This is a genomic window from Ruegeria sp. Alg231-54, assembly GCF_900143525.1.
In the GTDB taxonomy this organism is placed as follows: Bacteria; Pseudomonadota; Alphaproteobacteria; order Rhodobacterales; family Rhodobacteraceae; genus Ruegeria.
Window position 1 is genome coordinate 269,047 of the sequence record NZ_FREZ01000002.1, and the last position, 22,697, is coordinate 291,743.

Below are 22,697 nucleotides of genomic sequence, written 5' to 3' on the forward strand. Positions count from 1 at the left end.
GGATGTGCCGGTAATCGGGTTGTTATCCTACGTTTTATGTGGGCCATATTATGTCGAGTTTTAGTGGCAATGATCAATGCACCGGCACGTGTGCTGTTGGTAATGTGACTTTTCCATCGGTTGGACCCACGCATTGCGTTGACTATCTTTAAGGGTGACCGTCAACCAATTTGATGCAGGAAACCTTGCTATCTGATGAATTCGCTACAGAAAGAAATCTCGGCCTGCCGGATTTGCGCGGAAAGATTTGCCGCGACAGAGACCGCGCATCAGCCGCGCCCAGTGGTCTGGTTTCAGCCCGGGACGCCAGTTTTGATTGCCGGCCAGGCCCCTGGCGCACGGGTGCATGAGTCGGGCCGACCGTTCACCGATCCGTCCGGAGATCGTTTGAGGGACTGGCTTGGGGTGGATGAAGCTGTGTTCTATGACCGGTCACAGGTTTCGATCGTGCCGATGGCTTTTTGTTTTCCGGGGTATGATACGCGCAAGGCGGATTTGCCGCCGCCCCCCGTCTGCGGGAAAACCTGGCACAACAAAGTCATGCAAACGCTGGGGGAAATACCCCTGACTATTTTGGTGGGTGGGCACGCTCATAAATACCACCTGCATGCGCGCAGTTCGGTGACGGAAACGGTTCGCAACTGGCGGGACCATGCGCCGCGCGTCTTTGCCTTGCCTCATCCCTCGTGGCGGAATACGGCATGGATGAAGAAAAACCCGTGGTTCCAGACCGACCTTCTGCCGGTTCTGCGTGCACGGGTGCAAGAGGTTCTGAATGACTGAAACCACGGCTCTGGACACTGCCTACGCCGCAATGACTGCCGCCCCACAAGATGATGCAGCGCGATTGAGGTTCTTCGAACGGCTTGCCGACAGCGAGCTATTTCTGATGCTGACAGAAGAGGCGAAGGGCGAAAACATCTCACCCGAGTTGTTCGACGTCGCCGATGGGCGCTTTGTGCTGGCCTTTGACCGAGAGGACCGGTTGGCGCGGTTTGCCGAACGTCCTGTCCCTTATGTGGCGCTTTCGGGCCGGGTGTTGTCCTCCATGCTCGCGGGGCAGGGGATTGGGCTGGGCCTCAACCTCGAAGTTGCGCCGTCCTCTATGCTGATCCCGTCCGAGGCGCTGGGCTGGCTGGCGGAAACTCTGCAGCATGGACCAGAGGAGGTTCAGCAACGGTTGGCAGAGTTCTTGCCCCCTGCGGGCCTGCCCGACGATCTGTTGACCGCGCTAGACGCAAAACTTGCCACCGCAGTTGGGCTGGCGGAAGCTGCATATTTGGTGGGAACGAAGTCCGAAGGCGGCGGTTCCGGTCACCTGCTTGGGTTCATTGGTGCGGTCGAAGGAGCCGAGCCGGCACTGGCCAAAGCCGCGTCCGAGGCGTTGACGTTTTCCGGGATTGAGGCGGGGGCAATGGATGTCGGGTTCTTCGGTGCGCACGATCAGGCAGCTGCCTCATTGGCGCGGGTTGGTTTGCGGTTCGATCTGCCGCAGCCAGAGGCGCGTGTTGTCGCGCAGACGATACCCGGCAGCAACCCGGATAAACCACCTATTTTGAAGTAGAAAAAAACCCCGCGCACGAATGATCTGCAGGGCTTTTTGTGATTATTCCGCAGCTGCTTCCAGTTTGTCCTGGGTGCGGGTTTCGAAATCGCTGGCCTCGTGGCGTTCGTGCAGCTGGGTATGTGGCTCACCGAACGGGCGGTTGACCATGCGGCCCCGCTGAACGGCCGGGCGCTCGTCGATGGCCTTGGCCCACCGCATGACGTTCTTGTAGGATTCCACGTCCAGGAATTCCGCGGCGCTGTAAAGTCGGCCCAGAACCAGCTGGCCATACCAGGGCCAGATCGCAATGTCCGCGATGGTGTAATCCTCGCCTGCGATATACGTCTTGTCGGCCAGTTCGCGATCCAGAACGTCCAGCTGGCGCTTGGTCTCCATCGTAAAGCGGTCAATTGGGTATTCGAACTTTTCAGGCGCATAGGCGTAGAAATGGCCAAATCCTCCGCCCAGATAGGGTGCACTGCCCATCTGCCAGAAGACCCAGTTCATGACTTCCGTACGTTCCGGTCCGGACGCGGGCAAAAACGCGCCAAACTTTTCGGCCAGATGAAACAGGATCGACGCGCTTTCGAACACGCGTGTCGGCTTGTCGCCCGAGCGATCCCAAAGAGCGGGGATTTTAGAATTTGGGTTGGCCCCGACAAAGCCCGAGCTGAACTGATCGCCTTCGCCGATATTGACCAGCCATGCGTTGTATTCGGCACCTTCGTGACCCAGCGCCAGCAGTTCCTCTAGCATCACGGTCACTTTCACACCGTTCGGCGTGGCCAGTGAATAGAGCTGCAGGGGGTGCCGTCCAATCGGCAGATCCTTGTCGTGGGTGGCGCCAGCGATTGGGCGATTGATGTTGGCAAATTGGCCGCCATTCTGGCTGTCCCATGTCCAGACCTTTGGGGGCGTATAGGTCGGTTGCTCGCTCATTTCTTGCCTTTCTTCGCAAAGTGCAGGTGAATTGTCCGTCCATCACAACAGCTAATGTTGCAAAGCACCAAGTCCAACCCCCCAGAGCGCAGCGTTTTTGTAACAAACCTCACCCGACATCTCACGAATTCTCATTCAACGTCACAGCGACGCGAGGGGGACTTCGCAAGCGGTCTGAATCACCTATTGTATGTTCAGACCCGCAAGTTCGGGCAAATCAACAACCCCGAGGACAAAAGGACTTACCACCATGAAACGTTTTGCCCTGACTGTAGCTGCGGCTCTGACCCTTGCCGCTCCCGCTTTTGCTGGTGACCAGTATATTGACGGCACCGGGTTCGCCGTGTCCGGCTACGATGTCGTCGCATACCGTGGTCTAGATCAGGTTGCAGTTGGTCAATCTCAGCCCGCGCCTGTACGCGGCCGTACAGACATCACCGCGGAATACAATGGTGCCACCTGGGCATTTTCGTCTGAAGAGAACCGCGACAAATTTCAGGAGAACCCAGCCTTCTACGCACCGCAATATGACGGACATTGCGCATACGGTGTTTCGAAGGGCGGCAAAGTCCCTGCGAACCCGAACCTGTGGCGCATCGTCGATGACAAGCTTTATCTGAACATCACCGATGTCGTTGTCGGTTTCTGGGAAGAAGACGTGCCTGGCAATATCAACCTCGCCGAAGGCAACTGGCCGGGGATCGAACCCGATGGCGCTTCCTCCAGCGTGATCCCGAAATTCACCTCGGAAGGCCCGATTTCAAACTAAGTGGCAACTCACCAAGCCAAAGCCCGGCGCAATTAAGCCGGGCTTTTTCGTCAATGCGCAAACGAGAATTCGTCCCGCATATGCTGATCGGCATCGAACCGAATGCGAACGCTTTTGGCCCCAGGGAACGTACGCGCAGTAATCCCTTCGGGCACAACAACCTCGCCACCGCCAGAGTCGTTGGACTGGAAATTCAGTACCTCGGTTTCCGTCTGGCGTGAGCTCGCCAAAACCGACGTCGGCAATGCCACGCGGTTTGCACCTTCATAGACCGGCGTTGAGACAAAGAACGTCAAATGGCGGCCAAAGAACCCGACCGCATCGGGCACATGGTCCGACTTGCACATCAGCTCGGAATCCGGCGGTTCAACTTCGTCCGACCGGTCCGGCAACGCGTTGTTCAGCAGGGCGCGGCATGCGTTGATGTCGGCGGTTTCCAGTGTAAGAATACGACGGCGCAGTTTCGGACGTCGGGGTTTTCCCAATCCAACACTCTTGCCCGCCAGCCCTTCTTTGCGCAAAAAATCATATGCATCCTTGGCGCGGGTAAATCCGGAACTATCGCCCTCGGCCCGGTCTGGATGACCATGGAACGCAATGTCCCGCCAGGCGCTTCTGATGTCGTCCGAACCGGCGTTTTGATCCAACCCCAGAGCATGCAGTGCTTCTGTGCGGGCTTTGATTTTCTCAACAGTTTCCATAACCCAATTTACTCATTACAAAACAAAAAAACGTCACTGGTTCAGTTTGAGTAGGACGATGAATTTGTCAAATTTCACGCAAAATTGAAGTACTAACGGGAACAATTGCAGCGTGTCGCGGCAATTGTTCTTAGTTTCTTTCCTGGCAGTGGGATGCTGTCTTTTGTGCCGCCCCGGTTAGGCCACGTTTTGCAGATCAGCCTTCGGTATGATGCCAAGGGCAAAGCACACGTCACGCGTCAATTCCGGCCGGTTCAGTGTGTAGAAATGCAGCTTGTCCACGCCCCCGTCAATCAGGTCCGAGCACAGCTCGGTACACAATGCTGTAGCCAACAAATCCTCACGATCGTCCCGCACGGCCTTTTCAAACGCCTGCTCGACCCATTGGGGAATGCGCGCGCCGCATCGTTTGGCGAAATTGCGTGCACCTTTCCAGTTCTCGATCGGCAGGATGCCGGGCACGATGGGCTTGTCGATGCCTGCTTTTTCGCAGGCGTCCCGAAACCGAAAAAACGTCTCGGCCTCAAAAAAGAACTGGGTCAGGGCCTCATCTGCGCCTGCATCCAGTTTGGCTTTGAGCCAATCAATATCGGTGCGGGCGTTTTGTGCCTCGGGGTGAATGTCGGGGTAGGCGCCGACCCGAATGTTGAACATCTCGGTCTCAGCCAGGGCCGAGATCAGTTCAACCGAATTTGCAAAACCTTCGGGGTGTGGCTCAAAACGATCCCGACCGCTTGGCGGATCACCACGCAGGGCTACGATATCCTGTACGCCTGCTCGCGCGAAAGTATCCGCGATTTCCAGTGTTTCCTGCCGCGAGGCATCAACACATGTCAAATGCGCGGCAACTGGCAAGCCTGACGATTTGTGTAGGGTCGCCACCGCATCGCGTGTTAATTCTCGCGTTGTGCCACCCGCACCATAGGTGACCGAGACAAAGCGTGGCTCTAAAGGTGCTAATGTCTGGACCGTGTCCCAAAGACGAAACGAGGCTTCGAGCGTCTTGGGCGGAAAAAACTCGAATGAAATTTCTGGCTTGGTCATCTTGGCCTCATTTGATTGGTACAAGGACCTTGTGCCAGTTTGGGCAATGTGAGACAAACTCATATTATTCAAGAACAACATGAGTATCACTGTAATGCACATTGAATTCCGCCACCTGCGCACGATCAAGGCGATCCACGAATGTGGTGGGCTTGCCCGTGCGGCGGATCAACTGAACATCACCCAATCCGCGCTGAGCCATCAGATCAAAGGGTTAGAGGATCAGGCGGGGGTTGAACTTTTCCTGCGCCGGTCCAAGCCGATGAAACTGTCGGCTGCCGGTCTACGCCTATTGCGGTTGGCCGACCAGATATTGCCGCAAGTCCAGGCCACGCAACAGGAATTCTCGTCGCTTCGGGATGGGCGCACTGGGCGGATGCATATCGCGATCGAATGTCACGCGTGTTTCGAATGGCTGTTCCCGGTGCTTGAATCTTTCCGGAAATCCTGGGGTGATGTGGACGTCGATATCCGCCCGGGTTTGGCATTTGACGCCCTGCCTGCGCTGCAAAAAGAAGAAGTCGATTTGGTCGTTTCGTCCGATCCAGAGGACCTGCCAGGCATCGAATTCATCGAATTGTTTGACTATGACGCTGTTTTTGTTGCTGCCTCATCCCACCCGCTGGCGCAAAAAGAGTTCATCGAGGCCGAGGATTTCCGTGGTCAAACCCTGATTACCTATCCGGTCGAGCGCACCCGGCTGGATGTGTTCAGCCAATTGCTGATACCCGCGCGGGTCGAGCCGGCCGCGATCCGGCAGGTCGAATTGACAGCAGTGATCCTTTTGCTCGTCGCGTCGAACCGCGGTATTTCGGTGCTGCCTGACTGGGTTGTGCGCGAAGTGAAGTACAGTTCCGACTACGTCACCCGCCCGCTGACCAAAGACGGCATCACCCGCAGATTGTATGCGGCAGTGCGTACCGAGGACCTCGAAAAACCCTTCGTGCAAGAGTTGATTCAGCTGGCTGAAACCGAGGCGCGCAAGCTGCAAGAGCAATAGGCAAAAAACTCGGGTCTGGTATGCGCATCATTCCTCTTGGCAAGGGCGCTTTGCATCAGTATACGCGCGGTTTGACCGGACAGGAGCCTTTGGACAATGGTTGGCAGTGCAAACCTCAACATCATGATCAAAGCCGCGCGTAAGGCGGGGCGTTCTTTGGTCAAGGATTTCCGTGAAGTCGAGAACCTTCAGGTTTCGATGAAAGGCGCAGGCGACTTTGTGTCCAAAGCTGACATTGCCGCCGAGGCGCTCCTGAAAGAGGAACTGCTGGGCGCGCGCCCGACCTATGGCTGGCTGGCCGAAGAGGGTGGCGTGATCGAGGGCGAAGACCCGACCCGCCGCTGGATCGTCGACCCGCTGGACGGCACCACGAACTTCTTGCACGGCCTGCCGCACTGGGCGATCTCAATCGCGCTGGAACATAAGGGCAAGATCGTTGCCGGTGTTATCTATGACGCTGCCAAGGATGAGATGTTCTTTGCCGAAAAAGGCGAGGGCGCTTGGATGAACGACATGCGTATCCGCGTCTCGGGCCGTCATCGGATGATCGAGTCGATTTTCTCGACGGGCCTGCCTTTTGGTGGCCGTTCGGACCTGCCTGCAACGCTGCAGGATCTGGCGCGCCTAATGCCTGCTTGTGCTGGTGTGCGCCGTTGGGGTGCCGCCGCGCTGGACATGGCTTATGTCGCAGCGGGACGTTACGAAGGCTTTTGGGAACGTCGGCTGAATGCATGGGATTTGGCCGCTGGGATCATCATCGTTCAAGAAGCGGGCGGATTTGTTCAGGCGCTAAACCCTGAAGGCAACGTTTTGGAAGACGGTGAAGTGATCTGTTCGAACGAGCCGATTTTCGACCAGTTTTCCAAGGTGATACGGGGCTGACCGGCCACATAGCAATTCCGCAAGCGCGCCCCGATTGAGGCGCGCTTTTTTGTTTTTAGAGGGTCGCGCGTTGCGCCAGACCTGCTTCGTCCGCCAACCGCGCGGCGACGGATGCAACAGCGAGGTCCTGCAGACCCACGCCAGTTCCGTCGAACAGGGTGATCTCGTCAGCACTGCTTCGCCCGGGGTGATCGCCGTTGATGACCGCACCAATTGGGGTGATTTGTGTTTCTGTCAAAGTGCCGCTTCCCATGGCGTGCTGTGCCTCGCCAATCGTCGCGGATTGAGTGACCTCGTCGGTGAAAACGGTGGCCGAGACGACCAGCGCCGGGTCGACCTCCATCTTGCCTTTCGTGTCTGTGCCCATACAGGCCAGATGCGTGCCGGGTTTGATCCAGTCTTTCATCAATAGCGGCTCGAACGCCGAGGTGATGGTGATGATGACATCCGATTGGGCACCCAGCTCTTGTTGACTGACGGCTTCGAATTCCAGTCCGATTTCCTCGGCGACAGCCGCCAAACGGGGCAGCATGTCGGGGTGCGGATTCCAGGCGACAACTTTTTCAAAGTCCCGCTGTTCAGCGGCGGCGCGTAGCTGGAAGGCCGACTGATGTCCGGCGCCAACCATGCCCAGCACTTTGGCGTCTTTTCGGGCAAGATGTGCGATGGAAACCGCTGATGAAGCTGCTGTTCGCACGGCCGTTAGGTAGTTGCCACCCACCAATGCCGAAAGCCGCCCCGTGTCGGGATCGAACAGAAACACCGTGGATTGGTGATTGGTCAATCCTTGTTCGGCATTGCCCGGCCAATAGCCGCCAGACTTAACGCCCAAAACCTGTCCATCCCGATCAAAACCGGATTTGAACCCATACAGTGCATCGGCATACCCCAGTGCCTCGCGAATGACAGGAAAGTTCCGTGCCCCGCCGTTGGCCATCGCACCAAACACGGATTGGACCGCGTCAAAGGCCTGTTGGCGGCCCACCAGCTGTTCGCACAGGTCTTCGCCCACAATCAGCAGGCCATCTTGCGTGGTCATAGCATCCCTCATCAATAAGCCTTTCCGCGGGCCGACACGGGCCACAGCGCCTCAACCTTGCCGTCGCGCACGCCGACATACCAATCGTGGACGTTGCAGGTGGGATCACAATGTCCGGGCACAAGCCGAAGCTTGTCGTTCACCTTCAAAACGCCGTCGGGGTCGCCGATGACACCGTGCTCGTCCGAGCACTTGAGGTATTCCACATCGTCGCGCCCAAAGATGAAGGGCAGGCCGCTATCGACCGATTGCGCCTTGAGGCCGGCGTCGCAGATGGCCTTGTCAGTCTTGGCATGGCTCATAACGCTGGTCAGAATGAACAGCGCGTTTTCCCATTCGCCCTGATCGATCCGCTTGCCGTTCTCGTCCAGAATGCGCCCATAATCCGCATCCATGAAGGCGTAAGATCCGCACTGCAATTCGTTGTAAACGCCCGAGTTGCTCTCGAAGTAGTACGATCCTGTGCCACCACCCGAAACCAGCTCGCAGTCGATGCCTTCGGCTTTCAAACCGTCAACCGCGTCTTTGACCATGGCGATGGCTGTATCGAGCTTCTCTTTGCGCGCCTCATAGGTGTCGAGGTGCTGCATTGCGCCCTGATAGGCCTGAATGCCGGTAAATTTCAGGTTGGGCGCTGCGTTGACTGCCTTTGCAATATCGACAACGGCTTGGGTCGTGGTCACGCCGCACCGGCCCGCACCGCAGTCAATTTCGACAAAGACTTCAAGTTCCGTGCCGTGATCGACAGCGGCTTTGGACAGGTCGGCAACATTGTCGATGTCGTCCACGCACACAATAGTGCGCGCGCCCAATTTGGGCAGTTGCGCCAATCGGTCGATCTTGGCCGGGTCGCGGACCTGGTTCGACACGAGGACATCCTTGATGCCGCCCCGCGCGAATACCTCAGCCTCAGATACCTTTTGACAGCAGACGCCAACCGCACCGCCGAGTTGTTCTTGTAGCTTGGCGACGTCGACAGATTTGTGCATCTTGCCGTGCACGCGGTGGCGCATACCGTGAGCCTTGGCATAATCGCCCATTTTCTTGATGTTCCGCTCCAGCGCATCGAGATCCAGGATCAGGCAAGGGGTCTGGATTTCGCTTTCATCCATGCCGATGGCAGCTGGGATGTCGAACCCGACTTCCAGTTCTTTGATGTTCACAGGTTTGTTCATGTCGTTCCTCCTTACCCTTTCAGCCAGGGCAGTTTGTCCAGATCCACGTTGCCGCCGGTGATAATCACACCGACGCGCTTGCCGCGGAATACGTCCGGGTTCTTGAGTATGGTTGCCAGAGGCACGGCCGATGACGGCTCCATCACGACGCGCAGGTATTTCCACGTCAGCTTCATCGCTTCGATGATCTCGTCGTCAGAGGCGGTGAAAATGTCGGTCACATTTCGGGACACGAAGTGCCACGTGTTCTCTTTCAGCGGTACGAGTAGCCCGTCGGCGATGGTTTTTGGCGCATCATCGGCGATGATGTGGCCTGCTTTGAAGGATCGGTATGCGTCGTCCGCCTGTTCTGGCTCGGCGGCATAGATTGCGGTGTCAGGTGCCAGGTTCGAAACCGTCAGGCACGTGCCCGAGACCATGCCCCCGCCTCCGATCGGGGCGATGACTGCATCCACTCCGTCTGTCTGTTCCAACATTTCGGCCGAGCAAGTGGCCTGACCCGCAATGACGCGCGGGTCGTTATAGGGGTGCACGAACTCTCCGCCCGTTCTGGCCTGCACTTCGGCAAAGGTCGCCTCGCGGGACGAGGTTGACGGCTCGCACTCCGTGATTGTCCCGCCATAGCGGCGCACGGCGTCCTTCTTGGCTTGCGGCGCAGTGCGCGGCATCACCACGTTGCAGGGAATACCCCGCCGTCCGGCGGCATAAGACAGGGACAAAGCGTGGTTGCCACTGGAGTGTGTGCAAACGCCCTTGGTCGCCATATCATCACTCAGGCCGAAAACCGCGTTGCTCGCACCGCGTACTTTGAACGCGCCGGCTTCTTGGAAGTTCTCGCATTTAAAGAACAGCTGCGCTCCGGTCAGGTCGTTCAAATAGTCCGACACCATGATCGGCGTGCGTCGGATGAAGGGTTTGATCCGTTCATGCGCAGCGCGCATATCGTCGATCGTCAGATCCGCTGCGGGGATGTGATCCAGCATTGCCACCCTCCTCAGGCTGCGGCCTGGGCGCGGTCAGATGGGCCGGTGCGATAATAATCCTGCGCCGCCGCGACCCCGCTGCCCAAAGTGATCGGATAGTTCAGATCGGCCATCGCCATCTCGATTGTGCTGAGGCCGGACAGAACCATCACATCCGTCAGACTGCCCAGATGGCCGATGCGGAACGCCTTACCATTCAGTTGACCCAGTCCAATACCAAAGGACACGCCATAAGCGTTGAACGCGTGGTCAGTAAGTGTGTTGCTATCATACCCGTCTGGCACGTAGATCGCGCTGACAGTGTCAGAATACAGATCGGGCGATTGCGCGACCAGTTTCAGCCCCCATGCGTCAACGGCGCGGCGCACACCTTCGGCCAGTCGGAAATGCCGGGCATAAACGTTCTCAAGCCCTTCTTCGAACAGCATCTTGAGGCTTTCGCGCATGCCGTAGATCAGTTGCAGCGGCGGAGTATAGGGAAACCCGCCCGATGCGTTGGCCGCCATCATATCGTCGAAGTCAAAGAAGGTACGCGGCAGCTTGGCGCTTTTCATCGCGTCCTGTGCCTTTGGGCTAACGCACAGGATCGCCATACCAGTTGCCAGCATGAACCCTTTTTGCGACCCCGACACGGCGATGTCGACGCCCCAAGCGTCAAAGTCGAACGACATCGAGGCCAGAGAGCTGACGCAGTCGACGAACAACATCGCAGGATGATTTTCCGAATCCATCGCTTGGCGAACCGCGGCGATGTCCGAACGCACTCCGGTGGCTGTTTCGTTGTGGGTCACCAGAACAGCGCGGATTTCATGCGCGGTATCATCGGCCAACGCGGCCTGAAACTGATCAGCGGGTGCGCCGGTGCCCCAAGGGCATTCGACGATCTGTACGTCCAGCCCATGACGCTCGCACAGGTCGATCCAGCGATGGCTGAACACGCCATAACGCGCAACCAGAACCTTGTCGCCGGAGCTGAGTGTGTTGGTAACGGCTGCTTCCCACCCGCCGGTGCCGCTGGACGGGAAGGTCACGATCTGGCCGGTCGTGGTGCCGAACACTTTTTTTGTGTCCTCAAGGACAGGTGCAAAAGTTTCGACAAAGTCCGGCGCGCGGTGATCCTGCGTCTGAACCTGCATGGCAAGACGCAACCGGTCTGGGATGTTGGTTGGGCCGGGTATGAAAACCGGGTTTTGGTTGGACATCTGTTATTCCTCCGCTTTGGATGTAAGTGTCCGGGAAAAGCTCACGACGTGCAATTTTCTTGAAAAACATTTTCATTTTTGCGATTAAATATTTAACACGCTGTATTTATGAAGTTTTTCGTTTTTCATTTTTGAATCTCAAAAATGGATGGTTCAGAAATATTCTGGCGTAGAGCAAGGGAGTAGGGTGATGGACAATCAGAAAAGACCGCGCGGCAGACCCAAATCCCTGTTCAAGGAAAGTTCGGCCGGGACCATGCAATCGCTGGATCGGGCGCTGGGCGTTTTGACAACGGTGGCCCGGTTGGAACGTGCGGCACTCAGCGATCTGGCGCGAGAGATCGATGTGCCGACGGCTACGACGCACCGCATTCTGGTGACCTTGCAGAAACACGGGTTTGTTGCATTCGACGACGAACGTCAGGAATGGATGATCGGGATCGAGGCGTACCGGACCGGCGCTTCGTTCCTGCGCCGCAACAGCGTGCTTGAAATCGGGCGCCCAATCCTGAGGCGCCTTATGCAGGACAGCGGTGAGACCGCCAACCTGGCGGTGCCGGATGGGTCCGAGGTGGTCTTTGTCGGGCAGGTCGAAACTCCGAACCCCATTCGCGCCTTTTTCCCGCCCGGGGCACGAACGCCGATGTATGCCTCTGGCACCGGCAAGGCGATCCTTGCCGCGATGACCGAAACGGGGTTGGCCAAAACGCTGGGGGCGATTGATCCGGTGGAATTCACCGCGAACACGCAGATACCGGGCGACGGACTACAACAGGATCTTGCCAAGACCCGTGCACGCGGCTGGTCGCATGACCGGGAAGAAAGATATCAGGGCATGTCCTGTATCGGCTCGGCGATTTTCAATGATCGGGGGGAGCCATGCGCAGGGATCTCGGTATCGGGTCCGACCGCTCGGTTTGGCGCGGATCGAGCGCATACGCTGGGTGAATTGGTTCTGGCCGCAGCGCGGGAAATCACCCATCTTAGCGGCGGCCAGATACCGAAAACCTGAATCCCTGCTACCTGCGCGGTACGCGGGGAATACGGGACTGAGTTAACTTGTACTTGTGTTCAGGATGCGGCGGATGGCCGTGGGTGCGGCCCCAAAAATCAGTACCGCCGCGCCGCAGCCAAATTGGGATGCACAAGATCAGGCCCACAAAAAACCCACCCGTATGCGCCCAATAGGCCACCCCGCCTTCATTCGGGTTGCTGGCCAGACTGCCAAAGAATTGCATAGCCAACCAGACCCCCAGCATGACAAAGGCAGGAATTGTGAATATGCGGAAATAGACGATGAGGATCAGCAGGATATCCACGCGGGCCTTGGGGAACAGCAGCAGGTAACCACCCATGACCCCCGCAATCGCTCCGGATGCGCCAATGGTCGGCACGACCGAGCCCAGGGCTGTGAAGACATGGATCAGACCCGCTCCGATCCCGGCGGCAACGTAGAATAGCAGAAAAGGCAGGTGGCCCATTTCATCTTCGAGGTTGTCGCCGAAAATCCACAGGAACAGCATGTTTCCAGCAAGATGCATCCAACCGCCGTGCAGGAACATCGAGGTCACGAGTGTCTCAAACGCAAAACCGTCCGTGATCCGCGCCGGGATAATCGCATAGTCGTTATACAGCTGATTGATCAGCCGGGCATCGTTCATGATGCCCACATAGCTGAGGAATATCAGGATATTGGCCGCCATCAGCAGATAGACGACATAGGGTGTACGCCCCGAAGGGTTATGGTCGCGGATTGGAAACATGAGGCGACGCTGGGCTTTTCCCGGCCCAGCGTCAAGGCATGCTTACGCCGCACCCCCAAGCAATGCGGCATTGCCGCCCGCGGCTGTTGTATCAACGCACAGGTGGCGCTCGGCCAGAACTCGTGCGCGGTCCGGAAGGCCGGGGATCAGCGGCAGGATCGGACCGTCTCTGCGGGCGAGGTGACGTTCGATCTCACGCGCTGTATCGTCATCGCCCCACCAAAGAACGCCCGATATCCCGGTCATGTTCTCCAGCCGATGCAAGTCTAGCGAACCCGTCGCCTGAATGGCCGTACCACCCAGCGCCTGAACGGCGCCAACCTGTGCGCGTACGGCCTCGGCTCCGGGACCCATACACAGCAATGGCGCGCGTGGGAATTCGCTCAACCGGTTGGATTCACCTGTCGGACCGGGCAGGGATTGGGTCTGCACCGACGCGGGCGTACCCTGAACATCCGGCAACTCGCTCATCGGGCGTTCCCACTGTTTGTCGGACTGCTGCCGGTCCGGGGCGCAGAACCGGGTCATATAGTTCGGCCCACCCGCCTTGGGGCCTGTGCCCGAAAGCCCCTCACCGCCGAATGGCTGAGATCCTACGATTGCGCCGATTTGGTTACGGTTAACGTAGATATTGCCCGCATGCACCGCCTCGGTGATGTGTTGCACCCGGTCGTCAATGCGCGTGTGCAAACCAAATGTCAGCCCGTACCCGGTTGCGTTAATGTCGGCGATCACCTGATCAATCTCAGATGCCTTGAAGCGCACGACATGCAGGACAGGGCCAAAGATCTCACGCTTCAGTGCGGAAATGCCGGGTATCTCAATAAGTGTTGGGGCGATGAAAGTCCCTTCTGCCGGTATAGGCGTGTCCTTTAAAACGCGGCCTTCGGCGCGGGCATTGGCAACGTGATCTGCGATGTCCTGGCGCGCCGCCTCATCAATAACCGGTCCGCAATCGGTTGAGATCAACCAAGGATCTCCGATCTGCAGAACCTGCATCGCACCGGTTAGCATTGTCAGCAAATCGTCGGCGATATCTTCCTGGACATAGAGGCACCGCAAGGCAGAACACCGCTGCCCGGCAGATTGAAACGCACTTTCGATGATGGACTGAACGGCCTGTTCAGGCAGGGCGGTGCTGTCCACGATCATCGCGTTCAACCCTCCGGTTTCGGCGATAAGGGGTGTGCCGGGGCGCAGGTTATCGGCCATGGTTGCGCGTATTTTCAAAGCAGTCGCCGTCGATCCGGTAAACGCCACGCCGGATACGCGCGGGTCAGAAGTCAACGCCGTACCAACAGACGGGCCGCCGGGCAATAATTGCAGCACGTGGCGGGGAACTCCTGCTTCGTGCAGCAACTGAACGGCCCGGTGCGCGATCAGCGGGGTTTGTGGTGCGGGCTTGGCCAGGACCGCATTGCCTGTGGCCAAGGCCGCTGAAATCTGGCCTGTGAAGATAGCGAGCGGGAAGTTCCAAGGGCTGATGCAGGTGAAAACGCCTGCCGGTTCCGCATCGGGAATGTTCGCAGCGTAGTAGCGCAGGAAATCGACCGCCTCACGCAGTTCGGCAACGGCATCGGGCAGGGACTTACCTGCCTCGCGCGCGAGCAAGGCGAAAAGCTCGCCAAATTGAGCCTCATATAGATCGGCAGCAGTATTCAAGATACGCGACCGTTCTTCTGGTGGTGCCTGCCACGGTGCCGCGGAATTCAGGGCAAGCTCGACATCCTCGGCGCTGGCAGGGGCGATTGCTCCGGGGCGATCCTGTGGTTGGGCCGGATTGGTGACCGGTTGGTCCTGTTCCGGGCTTGCATCGCCGGACAACAGCGGCTGCGCATACCAGTGGTGCGCCCGGAATGCATCCCGCGCGGCGTCGATCTTGTCCAATGTCGGGGTGTGGTGAAGGTCGAAACCCTTCGAATTCACGCGTTCGGGTTGGAACAGGTTCGGTCCGGTTGGCAGCGGTCGTGCCTGATCCACAATGGTCAGGAACGGATCAGCGGCGACCTCTTCCGGCGGAACGTTCTCGTCCACGATTTGGTTAACGAATGACGAGTTTGCACCGTTCTCCAGCAGACGCCGCACCAGATAGGCCAGCAGGTCCCGATGCGCCCCGACCGGCGCATAGATCCGGCACCGTGTGTTGTTTTGGTCTTTGACAAGCTGGTGCAGGGTTTCGCCCATTCCATGCAGGCGCTGGAACTCGAATGGCTGGTCATCGGCCATGTGAAGGATCGCACTGACCGTATGGGCGTTGTGGGTGGCAAATTGCGGGTAAATTCGATCGGTCATACCCAGCAGTTTGCGCGCATTCGAGATGTAAGAAATGTCCGTGGCCGCCTTGCGCGTGAACACGGGAAAGCCATCGATGCCTTCAACCTGAGCTAGTTTGACCTCGGTATCCCAGTAGGCCCCTTTGACCAAACGAACCATCAGCTTTCGATCGTGGCGCCCGGCCATGTCATACAGTGTGTCCAGCACGATCCCGGCGCGCGGGCCATAAGCCTGAACGACGATACCCAGGCCGCCCCAACCATCCAGGGCCGGTTCGGCCATCACTGCCTCAATCACCTGCAGAGACAGGGAGAGGCGATCTGCTTCTTCAGCGTCTACATTTAAGCCCATACCAGCTGCCTTGGCCAAAAGGGCCAAGGCCCGCAACCGGGGCACCAGTTCTTCCATGACTTCTGCTTCTTGCGCCAACTCATAGCGTGGATGGAGCGCCGACAGCTTGACGGAAATCCCCGGATTGGCCCGGATATCGTCGTGAATGCAGGCTTCGGCGATTGCAGCAATCGCCCGTGAGTAGGACAGGTGATAGCGGGCGGCATCGGCTTCGGTTCGCGCGGCTTCGCCCAGCATGTCGTAGGAATAGGTGTAGCCCTTAGCCTCCATGCCGCTGGCGCGGTCCAAGGCGGATTGGATGGTCTCGCCTAAGACAAACTGGCGACCCATTTCCTTCATCGCACGCCCGACGGCCGTTCGGATTACGGGTTCGCCCAGCCGTTTGATCGCACCACGCAAGACACCGACCGGAGAGGTCTTGTCTTCATCCAGCACCTTGCCTGTCAGCATCAGGGCCCATGTGGACGCATTGACCAGAGACGATGAGGATTGACCCAGATGCTTGCCCCAATCCGACGGGGCGATCTTGTCCTCGATCAGCGCGTCGATCGTGTCAGCGTCCGGAACGCGCAGCAGCGCCTCGGCCAGGCACATCAGCGCGATGCCTTCGTCGGTGGACAGGCCATATTCGGCAAGGAACACTTCCATCATACCGGGTGAGGTGCTGGACCTGATATCACGCACCAATTGCGCTGCAGCCGCGCAGATCGCGGCGCGGTCGGCTTCGCTCAGATCAGCATTTGCGATCAACGCGTCAAGAATTTCCGACGGATCGGCATAGGTTTTGGCATCAATGCGGGCGCGCAGGCTGTGTGACATGTGTCCTCCGGTCTTTTGAGTAATATAGTGTCGATTTTTCGGGACGATTGCCTTAGTTTTGTCTTTGGTCAGGCGATCAGCCTGTTTTATGAGGTTTGGACGATGCAAAAAGACTTTCCGGGGCTGGATCGGTTTGACACATCAATTCTGGCGATTCTGGCCGAGGACGGCCGGATCCCCATCGCCGATCTCGCGCGGCGTATCGGGCTTTCGAAATCCCCAACTCAAGCACGTGTGAAGAGACTTGAGGCTGATGGCATCATTACCGGATATCGTGCCTTGCTGGACCCCATTCGCCTTGGTTTGGACCACGTAGCCTTTGTCGAAGTCCGATTGACTGACACGCGCGAGAGAGCTTTAGCCGATTTCAACGCGGCCGTTCGTAAAGTGCCTGAGATCGAACAAGCCCATATGATTGCGTCGAATTTTGACTACCTTCTGAAAATTCGCACCGGGTCTATGTCGGAATACCGCGCGGTTCTGGCCGAAAAGATCTCATCATTACCGCATGTCGCCAGCACCTCAACCTTTGTCGCGATGGAGGCTGTGAAAGAGACCGGGATGTCTGGGGCCTTGGATGCGATGGGTTGACGAACAGGTTGCACGCGTCACCATTGGCGCATGAAACGCTTTGCTTACGCCTCAATTTTCTATGCTGCGACCGTTTTTGCGGCCAATGCGCAAGACTGCCCTGTCGCGCCAGACCATTCCGCAGATGTATCGGCGGTTCTGGAACAGATACAGAGCGCTGAAACCGAACAGTCCGCTCGTGCACTGTCCGGTCAGTTATGGGAGTTCTGGACCGATGCCCCGGACGAAAGCGCGCAGGCCGTTTTGGACCGTGGCATGACACGTCGAAATGCGTGGGACTTGCTGGGCGCGATTGAAGATTTTGACAAGCTGGTCGCGTACTGCCCGTCCTACGCCGAAGGGTACAACCAACGCGCATTCGCCCACTACCTGCGTCAGGATTTTCAATCCGCGCTGCCCGACTTGGACAAGGCAATCGAGTTGTCACCCAACCATGTTGCCGCGATCAGTGGCCGCGCGTTGACTTTGTTGGGGCTTCAACGCGTTGATGAAGCGCGTGAGGCGTTGTCCCAGGCATTGGAATTGAACCCTTGGCTATCGGAACGTCATCTTATGGCTCCGGGAGGACCGCTGGCCGTGCCGGGTGAGGATATCTGAAAAAAACGCCCCCGAGCCGCAAGGCCGGGGGCGTTTTGACTATTAAGATTTTAGCCGACCAGACCGTTATCGGTACGCTTGATTGCTATCACCGACGACCGTGGCGTGCCGCCGTTCGGCCAATTGCTGCCGGGGTGCTGAATGCCAACGAACATGGTGCGCAGATCGCTGGACCAGGCCAGACCGGTGACCTCACAACCGTTCGGGCCGGTCATGAAGCGCGCGATCTCCCCGGTGATCGGATCCCCAACCAGCATCTGGTTGTTGCCGTTGCCTGCGAAGTCTCCTTCATTGTCGTCATTGCCGTCCGTCTGGATCCAGATCAACCCGGTCGAGTCTATCACCATGCCATCGGGCGAGTTGAACAGGTTCCCTTCATTCACGTTTGCCGAACCGGCGCGATCGTCCGAGTGAACCGTCGGATTGCCCGCCATGACGTACAGGTCCCAATCGAACCCTTCGGCGGCGTGGTCGTCATTTGCGGGGCGCCAGCGCACGATCTGACCGTACTTGTTGGCCTTGCGCGGGTTGGGGGCGTTGACCGAGGTGTCATCTCCACCGGCGTTAGCCTTCACGCCACGGTTCTTGTTGTTGGTCAGACAGCAATACGCTTCTACCGCAACAGGGCTGGATGCGACCCATTCAGGGCGGTCCATGGTCGTGCCGCCGGCCTTGGACGCGGCCATACGGGTAAAGACTGCGATATCGGCTTCGTCCATCCCGGTGGTTTCCGGTGTCAGAGCCAGCCATTCGCCCTTCATGTCGTCGTTGAACTTGGCGACGTAGAGCGTGCCGTCGTTCAGAAGGCTCTCGGTCTCGCCGCCTGGCTGGTACGTACCGTTTGAGACGAACTTGTAAAGGTACTCGCCCCGCTCATCGTCGCCCATGTAGACAACAACACGACCATCTGCGGCCAGAGTGACCTCGGCATTCTCGTGCTTGAAACGGCCCAGACCGGTATGCTTGACCGGCGTGCTGTCGGGCTTGGTCGGGTCGATTTCGACGATCCAGCCCGCGCGGTGCGGCTCGTTCGGGTTTTTCGACGTATCGAAACGAGGATCGAACAGTTCATAGCCGTTCCAGCTTTCGGCCTTGACGCCATAGCGTTTGAAGCCATCTGCAACCTTTTGGTCGTAGGTGGCGTTTTCGTCGCTGGACCCGAAGTAGCCGTTAAAGTTCTCTTCGCAGGTCAGGTAGGTACCCCACGGAGTTTTACCCGCACCACAGTTGTTCATCGTACCTAGCGACGTAGTTCCGGTCGGATCAGCTTCAGTTTTCAGCAGGTCGTGACCGGCGGCCGGGCCAACGATCTTCATCGGCGTATTGTGGTGGATACGACGGTTGAAAGGGCTGTCCTTGACGACCGACCAGCCATCGGGGCCTTCGGTGATTTCCATCACGGTGACACCCTGAATGTTCTGCAACTTCAGAACATCGTCGGCGTTGGCCGGAACACCTTCCTGCGCGGCGGGCAGGTTGATTTTGCGGTTCGGGTATTCGTGGTTGATCGCGATCAACTCGTGGCCCTGGAACGAGAATGTCTCCATCCCGTCGGTGTTTTCACCGAAGATGCGGTCCGATTTTTCAACTGGGCCACCATCGGTGATGTCATAGCCGTCGGCATCGGAAAACAGCGGGTCGCCCCAGCGGGTCATAACCTTCCACTCATAGCCTTCCGGCACGTGAACGGTGCCGTCGGTCTGAACGGCAATCGGCGTGAAGGCAAAGCGCGAGACTGTGACAGCGTGTGCGGCAGTTGAACCCATCAGGCCCGCACCCATCGCGGCGGCACCTGAGCCAAAAGCCACTACACCAGCCAGAAAGCCACGGCGTGAGATGGCGCTTTCGACGACGCGATCAAAATCGTTTTCCTCGGGGCGGGGGAAATGCAGCTCGTCCCAATCGTCGGCGGACAGGGTGGTGGTATCAACGTCTTTCATGAATGGCTCCTGGCTGTCTTAGAGTAGTCGATGAAAGGCATGTAGGGCGACTTTGTGACATGTTCTTAACAACATTATTAATGACTTCACTTGGCCCCGAAGAAAATGCCAATCGGCTGGCGAAAGCACACAAAAGCCTTCTGCCAGCCGCGCTTGTTATGTTGGTAAAATGTAATTGTGACGATCAGGTTGCGTGATCCCAGCGAAATGCCGTTTTAAGCCAGTCGCTGCCCTGCTTCGTTAAAGCGATAGGCTTTCTCGGATGCATATCCGAATCGCAATTCTTGACCTTCTGCGATGGCATGTTGGCCAAACAAACGGGCTGTGACGTCGTGGTCCTGAACTTTGGCTATCACATTGGTGTCCCCGCCCAACTTTTCCACATGGCTGACACGCGCGGCAAGCGGGCCGTCATCTGACAGGAACAGGTCCTCGGGGCGAATTCCGATCGTGTTCTGACCGCTTTCTTGAATTAACGCTTCAGGCAGAAAGTTCATAGAAGGTGAGCCCAGGAACCCGGCGACGAACTGATTTGCGGGGTTGTTGTACAGTTCCATCGGGCTACCGATCTGCTCAACCCGACCATCGCGCAGAACAACGATCTTGTCGGCCAGCGTCATCGCTTCGGTCTGATCATGGGTCACATAGATCATTGATGCATCCAGAGCCCGATGCAGGTTGGCGATCTCGATCCGAGTGTTCATCCGCAGGGCGGCGTCCAGATTGGACAGCGGCTCATCAAACAGGAACAGTTTAGGTTCACGCACAATGGCGCGCCCGATGGCAACACGCTGGCGCTGGCCGCCTGACAGCTCGGAAGGGTAGCGGTCCAGATAGGGTTCAAGGTTCAGCATCCGGCTGGCTTTGGCCACGCGGCCTTCGATTTCCGATTTGGGCTGCTTTTCCTGTTTCAGTGCAAGGGTCATATTGCCCCGAACGCTGAGGTGGGGATAGAGCGCATAGCTTTGGAACACCATCGCGATCCCGCGCTTGGATGGCGGCACCAAATTGACCTGCTGCCCGCCAATGTTGATCTCACCGGACGATGCATCCTCTAGCCCCGCAATCACCCGCAGCAGGGTGGACTTGCCGCAGCCCGACGGGCCGACAAAGACGACGAATTCGCCTTCTTCAACCTCCAGCGTGATGTCTTTCAGGACATGCACGTTGCCAAAGGACTTGTTCACATTGTTCAGCGTCAGGGCGGTCATGATGCGGGCTCCTCAAGGGAAACGGGCTGGCCGGTTCGGATACTTTGATCCGCAGCCAGACAAATGGCGAGCGATTGGACGGCGTCATTCATATGACGGGTCAGGTCGATATCTTCGGCGATGGCGCGCAGCACATAAGCCTGCTCAGCATCACAAAGGTCTTGATGGCCGGGTTCGTCCGGCATCTCGATCTTGTGGTCGCCTTGCGGTGTATGGACCAGCAAGCCGCCGACTTTGGTATGGCCGTCGATGTCGGCAGACGCACCCTTGTTTCCGTCGGTGATCGAGACCGACCCGTTGGGCGACACGATATCTTTCACGAAGAACGCTGTTTCCGACATCATCGGGCCCCATCCAGCCTCGTACCAGCCGACCGAGCCGTCGTCGAAGACCACCTGAAACTGGCCGTAATTGTACATGTCCGGTGCGATTTCATCCGACAGGCGCAGGCCCATACCATGCACTCGGAGGGGCTGCGCGTCAGTGATCTGGCACATCACGTCGACATAGTGCACGCCGCAATCGACAATGGGCGAAGTCGTCTGCATCAGTGCCTTATGCGTTTCCCATTCCGCGCCTGACGACTGCTGGTTCAGGTTCAACCGGAACACGTAGGGCCCGCCAAGATTGCGCGCCTCGTCAATCAGCCGCATCCAAGAGGGGTGATGGCGCAGGATATATCCAACCACCAACTTACGATTCAGCCGCGTTGCTTTTTCGACCACACGCCGGGCGTCGGCGACATTAGTGGCCAGCGGTTTTTCAACAAACACATGTGCGCCAGCCTCCATCGCCGCGCAGGCGAAATCCGTGTGGCTATCAGAGTAGGTGGCGACCACGACCAGATCGGGTTTCGTTTCAGCCAGCGCCGTGTCGAATTCGGTAAACACCGGATAGCCAGCAAGGTCTGGATGATCCACACGACCAGACCGGTTCACCAAGCCAACGATCTGCGCGTCAGGGTGCTGGTGATGGGCTAACGCGTGGCTCAAACCCATATTGCCGAGGCCTGCAATCAGAACGCGGGTCATTTGACTGCTCCGGATGTGATGCCGCGGATCAGCTGGCGCGAGAAGATGACATACAGGACAAGCACCGGCAGGATTGCCATCGACAGGGCCGACAGGACCGCGTTCCAGTCCGTCACGAACTGGCCGATGAACACTTGGCTGCCCAGCGTCAGGGTCTTGGTTTCTTCGGCTGGGGCGAGGATCAACGGGAACCAAAGGTCGTTCCAGATCGGGATCATGTTGAACACGGCCACGGTCGCCATCGCGGGCCTGACTAGAGGCAGAACAAGGCGAAAGAATATCGTGTATTCGGACAAACCGTCGATGCGCCCGGCATTCTTCAGGTCATCGCTGACTTGACGCATGAATTCGGACAGGATGAATACGGCCAATGGCAACCCTTGGGCAGTATACACCAGGATAAGCGCCCAGAGCGAGTTTACCAGCCCGGTCGCCACCATCATCTCAAGGATCGCCACGGTGCCGATACGGATGGGGATCATGATCCCCAGCGCCAGATACAGCCCCATGATCAGGTTGCCCTTGAACTGGTATTCCGACAACGCATAGGCGGCCATCGCGCCGAACAACAGGATAAAGGACAGCGACGCCACTGTGACGATCATCGAGTTCTGGAAATACAGGAAGAAGTCCCCCTGCTTCATCACCGTCTCATAGCCAATCATCGAGAAGCTGTCAGCATTGGGCAGAGCCAATGGTTCGCGAAAGATCGCGCGGCGGGATTTGAAGCTGTTGATCAGGATAACAAAGACCGGAAACAGCGCGATCAGCGTGTACAGGATCAGCGCGCCGTGCATCGCGACCATGTTGAGGGGGTTATGACGTGCTTTGTTCATCGCG

At 57.9% G+C, this 22,697-nt stretch carries 21 protein-coding genes; 8 read left to right on the plus strand and 13 right to left on the minus strand.

Annotated elements, in window-relative coordinates; all coding sequences use genetic code 11:
* Positions 1 to 195: 195 nt before the first annotated feature.
* Positions 196 to 783 carry a uracil-DNA glycosylase family protein gene (locus DHN12_RS05845; protein ID WP_108859324.1) on the plus strand — a complete coding sequence of 196 codons (588 nt, stop codon included), beginning with the start codon at positions 196 to 198 and terminating at the stop codon, positions 781 to 783.
* On the plus strand, positions 776 to 1,564 hold the full coding sequence (locus tag DHN12_RS05850; protein ID WP_108859325.1) for an SseB family protein: 789 nt from the start codon (positions 776 to 778) through the stop codon (positions 1,562 to 1,564). The genes DHN12_RS05845 and DHN12_RS05850 overlap by 8 nt, the downstream gene beginning before the upstream one ends.
* Positions 1,565 to 1,606: 42 nt before the next feature.
* Here the strand turns inward: DHN12_RS05850 and yghU are convergent, their stop codons facing one another.
* A complete protein-coding gene (gene yghU / locus DHN12_RS05855) occupies positions 1,607 to 2,485 on the minus strand; it encodes a glutathione-dependent disulfide-bond oxidoreductase (protein WP_108859326.1) in 879 nt (292 codons plus the stop codon).
* Positions 2,486 to 2,735: 250 nt separating this feature from the next.
* On the opposite strand from yghU, the gene DHN12_RS05860 reads away from it, so the two are divergent.
* Positions 2,736 to 3,254 carry a YHS domain-containing (seleno)protein gene (locus DHN12_RS05860; protein ID WP_108859327.1) on the plus strand — a complete coding sequence of 173 codons (519 nt, stop codon included), beginning with the start codon at positions 2,736 to 2,738 and terminating at the stop codon, positions 3,252 to 3,254.
* A 50-nt stretch (positions 3,255 to 3,304) separates the two neighbouring features.
* Here DHN12_RS05860 and DHN12_RS05865 read toward each other — a convergent pair whose 3' ends face one another.
* The gene (locus tag DHN12_RS05865; RefSeq protein WP_108859328.1) at positions 3,305 to 3,955 is read right to left on the minus strand and encodes a J domain-containing protein; all 651 of its coding nucleotides are present in this window, start codon (positions 3,953 to 3,955) and stop codon (positions 3,305 to 3,307) included.
* A gap of 177 nt (positions 3,956 to 4,132) precedes the next feature.
* The gene (metF, locus tag DHN12_RS05870; protein ID WP_108859329.1) at positions 4,133 to 4,999 is read right to left on the minus strand and encodes a methylenetetrahydrofolate reductase [NAD(P)H]; all 867 of its coding nucleotides are present in this window, start codon (positions 4,997 to 4,999) and stop codon (positions 4,133 to 4,135) included.
* Between the two features lie 94 nt (positions 5,000 to 5,093).
* Between metF and DHN12_RS05875 the strand changes: the two genes are divergently transcribed.
* Complete coding sequence (locus DHN12_RS05875) at positions 5,094 to 5,999, plus strand: LysR family transcriptional regulator (RefSeq protein WP_108859330.1); 906 nt, start codon at positions 5,094 to 5,096, stop codon at positions 5,997 to 5,999.
* A gap of 96 nt (positions 6,000 to 6,095) precedes the next feature.
* Positions 6,096 to 6,881, plus strand: coding sequence for an inositol monophosphatase family protein (locus DHN12_RS05880; RefSeq protein WP_108859331.1), 786 nt, complete (start codon positions 6,096 to 6,098; stop codon positions 6,879 to 6,881).
* Between the two features lie 55 nt (positions 6,882 to 6,936).
* Here DHN12_RS05880 and bhcD read toward each other — a convergent pair whose 3' ends face one another.
* Genes bhcD through bhcA form a run of 4 tightly spaced genes read right to left on the minus strand, consistent with a single transcriptional unit; the run spans position 6,937 to position 11,280 of the window.
* Positions 6,937 to 7,920, minus strand: a complete 984-nt coding sequence (bhcD, locus tag DHN12_RS05885) for an iminosuccinate reductase BhcD (protein WP_108859500.1) — start codon at positions 7,918 to 7,920, stop codon at positions 6,937 to 6,939.
* Positions 7,921 to 7,931: 11 nt separating this feature from the next.
* On the minus strand, positions 7,932 to 9,095 hold the full coding sequence (bhcC, locus tag DHN12_RS05890) for a 3-hydroxy-D-aspartate aldolase BhcC (RefSeq protein WP_108859332.1): 1,164 nt from the start codon (positions 9,093 to 9,095) through the stop codon (positions 7,932 to 7,934).
* Positions 9,096 to 9,106: 11 nt separating this feature from the next.
* The gene (gene bhcB / locus DHN12_RS05895) at positions 9,107 to 10,078 is read right to left on the minus strand and encodes a beta-hydroxyaspartate dehydratase BhcB (protein ID WP_108859333.1); all 972 of its coding nucleotides are present in this window, start codon (positions 10,076 to 10,078) and stop codon (positions 9,107 to 9,109) included.
* Between the two features lie 11 nt (positions 10,079 to 10,089).
* The gene (bhcA, locus tag DHN12_RS05900; RefSeq protein ID WP_108859334.1) at positions 10,090 to 11,280 is read right to left on the minus strand and encodes an L-aspartate--glyoxylate aminotransferase BhcA; all 1,191 of its coding nucleotides are present in this window, start codon (positions 11,278 to 11,280) and stop codon (positions 10,090 to 10,092) included.
* 190 nt (positions 11,281 to 11,470) lie between these two features.
* On the opposite strand from bhcA, the gene DHN12_RS05905 reads away from it, so the two are divergent.
* Positions 11,471 to 12,292, plus strand: a complete 822-nt coding sequence (locus DHN12_RS05905; RefSeq protein ID WP_108859335.1) for an IclR family transcriptional regulator — start codon at positions 11,471 to 11,473, stop codon at positions 12,290 to 12,292.
* A 7-nt stretch (positions 12,293 to 12,299) separates the two neighbouring features.
* On the opposite strand, the gene DHN12_RS05910 is transcribed toward DHN12_RS05905, so the two are convergent.
* Both DHN12_RS05910 and putA read right to left on the minus strand, forming a co-directional pair.
* The gene (locus tag DHN12_RS05910; protein ID WP_108859336.1) at positions 12,300 to 13,043 is read right to left on the minus strand and encodes a rhomboid family intramembrane serine protease; all 744 of its coding nucleotides are present in this window, start codon (positions 13,041 to 13,043) and stop codon (positions 12,300 to 12,302) included.
* A gap of 42 nt (positions 13,044 to 13,085) precedes the next feature.
* The gene (gene putA, locus DHN12_RS05915) at positions 13,086 to 16,487 is read right to left on the minus strand and encodes a bifunctional proline dehydrogenase/L-glutamate gamma-semialdehyde dehydrogenase PutA (protein ID WP_108859337.1); all 3,402 of its coding nucleotides are present in this window, start codon (positions 16,485 to 16,487) and stop codon (positions 13,086 to 13,088) included.
* Positions 16,488 to 16,589: 102 nt separating this feature from the next.
* Between putA and DHN12_RS05920 the strand changes: the two genes are divergently transcribed.
* Positions 16,590 to 17,078 carry an Lrp/AsnC family transcriptional regulator gene (locus tag DHN12_RS05920; protein ID WP_058275736.1) on the plus strand — a complete coding sequence of 163 codons (489 nt, stop codon included), beginning with the start codon at positions 16,590 to 16,592 and terminating at the stop codon, positions 17,076 to 17,078.
* A 30-nt stretch (positions 17,079 to 17,108) separates the two neighbouring features.
* Complete coding sequence (locus tag DHN12_RS05925; protein WP_108859338.1) at positions 17,109 to 17,675, plus strand: tetratricopeptide repeat protein; 567 nt, start codon at positions 17,109 to 17,111, stop codon at positions 17,673 to 17,675.
* Positions 17,676 to 17,725: 50 nt separating this feature from the next.
* Here the strand turns inward: DHN12_RS05925 and DHN12_RS05930 are convergent, their stop codons facing one another.
* From DHN12_RS05930 to DHN12_RS05945, 4 genes are all read right to left on the minus strand, one after another.
* Positions 17,726 to 19,615, minus strand: coding sequence for a PhoX family phosphatase (locus DHN12_RS05930; RefSeq protein ID WP_108859339.1), 1,890 nt, complete (start codon positions 19,613 to 19,615; stop codon positions 17,726 to 17,728).
* Between the two features lie 215 nt (positions 19,616 to 19,830).
* The gene (locus DHN12_RS05935) at positions 19,831 to 20,826 is read right to left on the minus strand and encodes an ABC transporter ATP-binding protein (protein ID WP_108859340.1); all 996 of its coding nucleotides are present in this window, start codon (positions 20,824 to 20,826) and stop codon (positions 19,831 to 19,833) included.
* Positions 20,823 to 21,857 carry a Gfo/Idh/MocA family protein gene (locus DHN12_RS05940; RefSeq protein WP_108859341.1) on the minus strand — a complete coding sequence of 345 codons (1,035 nt, stop codon included), beginning with the start codon at positions 21,855 to 21,857 and terminating at the stop codon, positions 20,823 to 20,825. The genes DHN12_RS05935 and DHN12_RS05940 overlap by 4 nt, the downstream gene beginning before the upstream one ends.
* Complete coding sequence (locus DHN12_RS05945; protein WP_058275926.1) at positions 21,854 to 22,693, minus strand: carbohydrate ABC transporter permease; 840 nt, start codon at positions 22,691 to 22,693, stop codon at positions 21,854 to 21,856. The genes DHN12_RS05940 and DHN12_RS05945 overlap by 4 nt, the downstream gene beginning before the upstream one ends.
* Positions 22,694 to 22,697 lie beyond the last annotated feature (4 nt).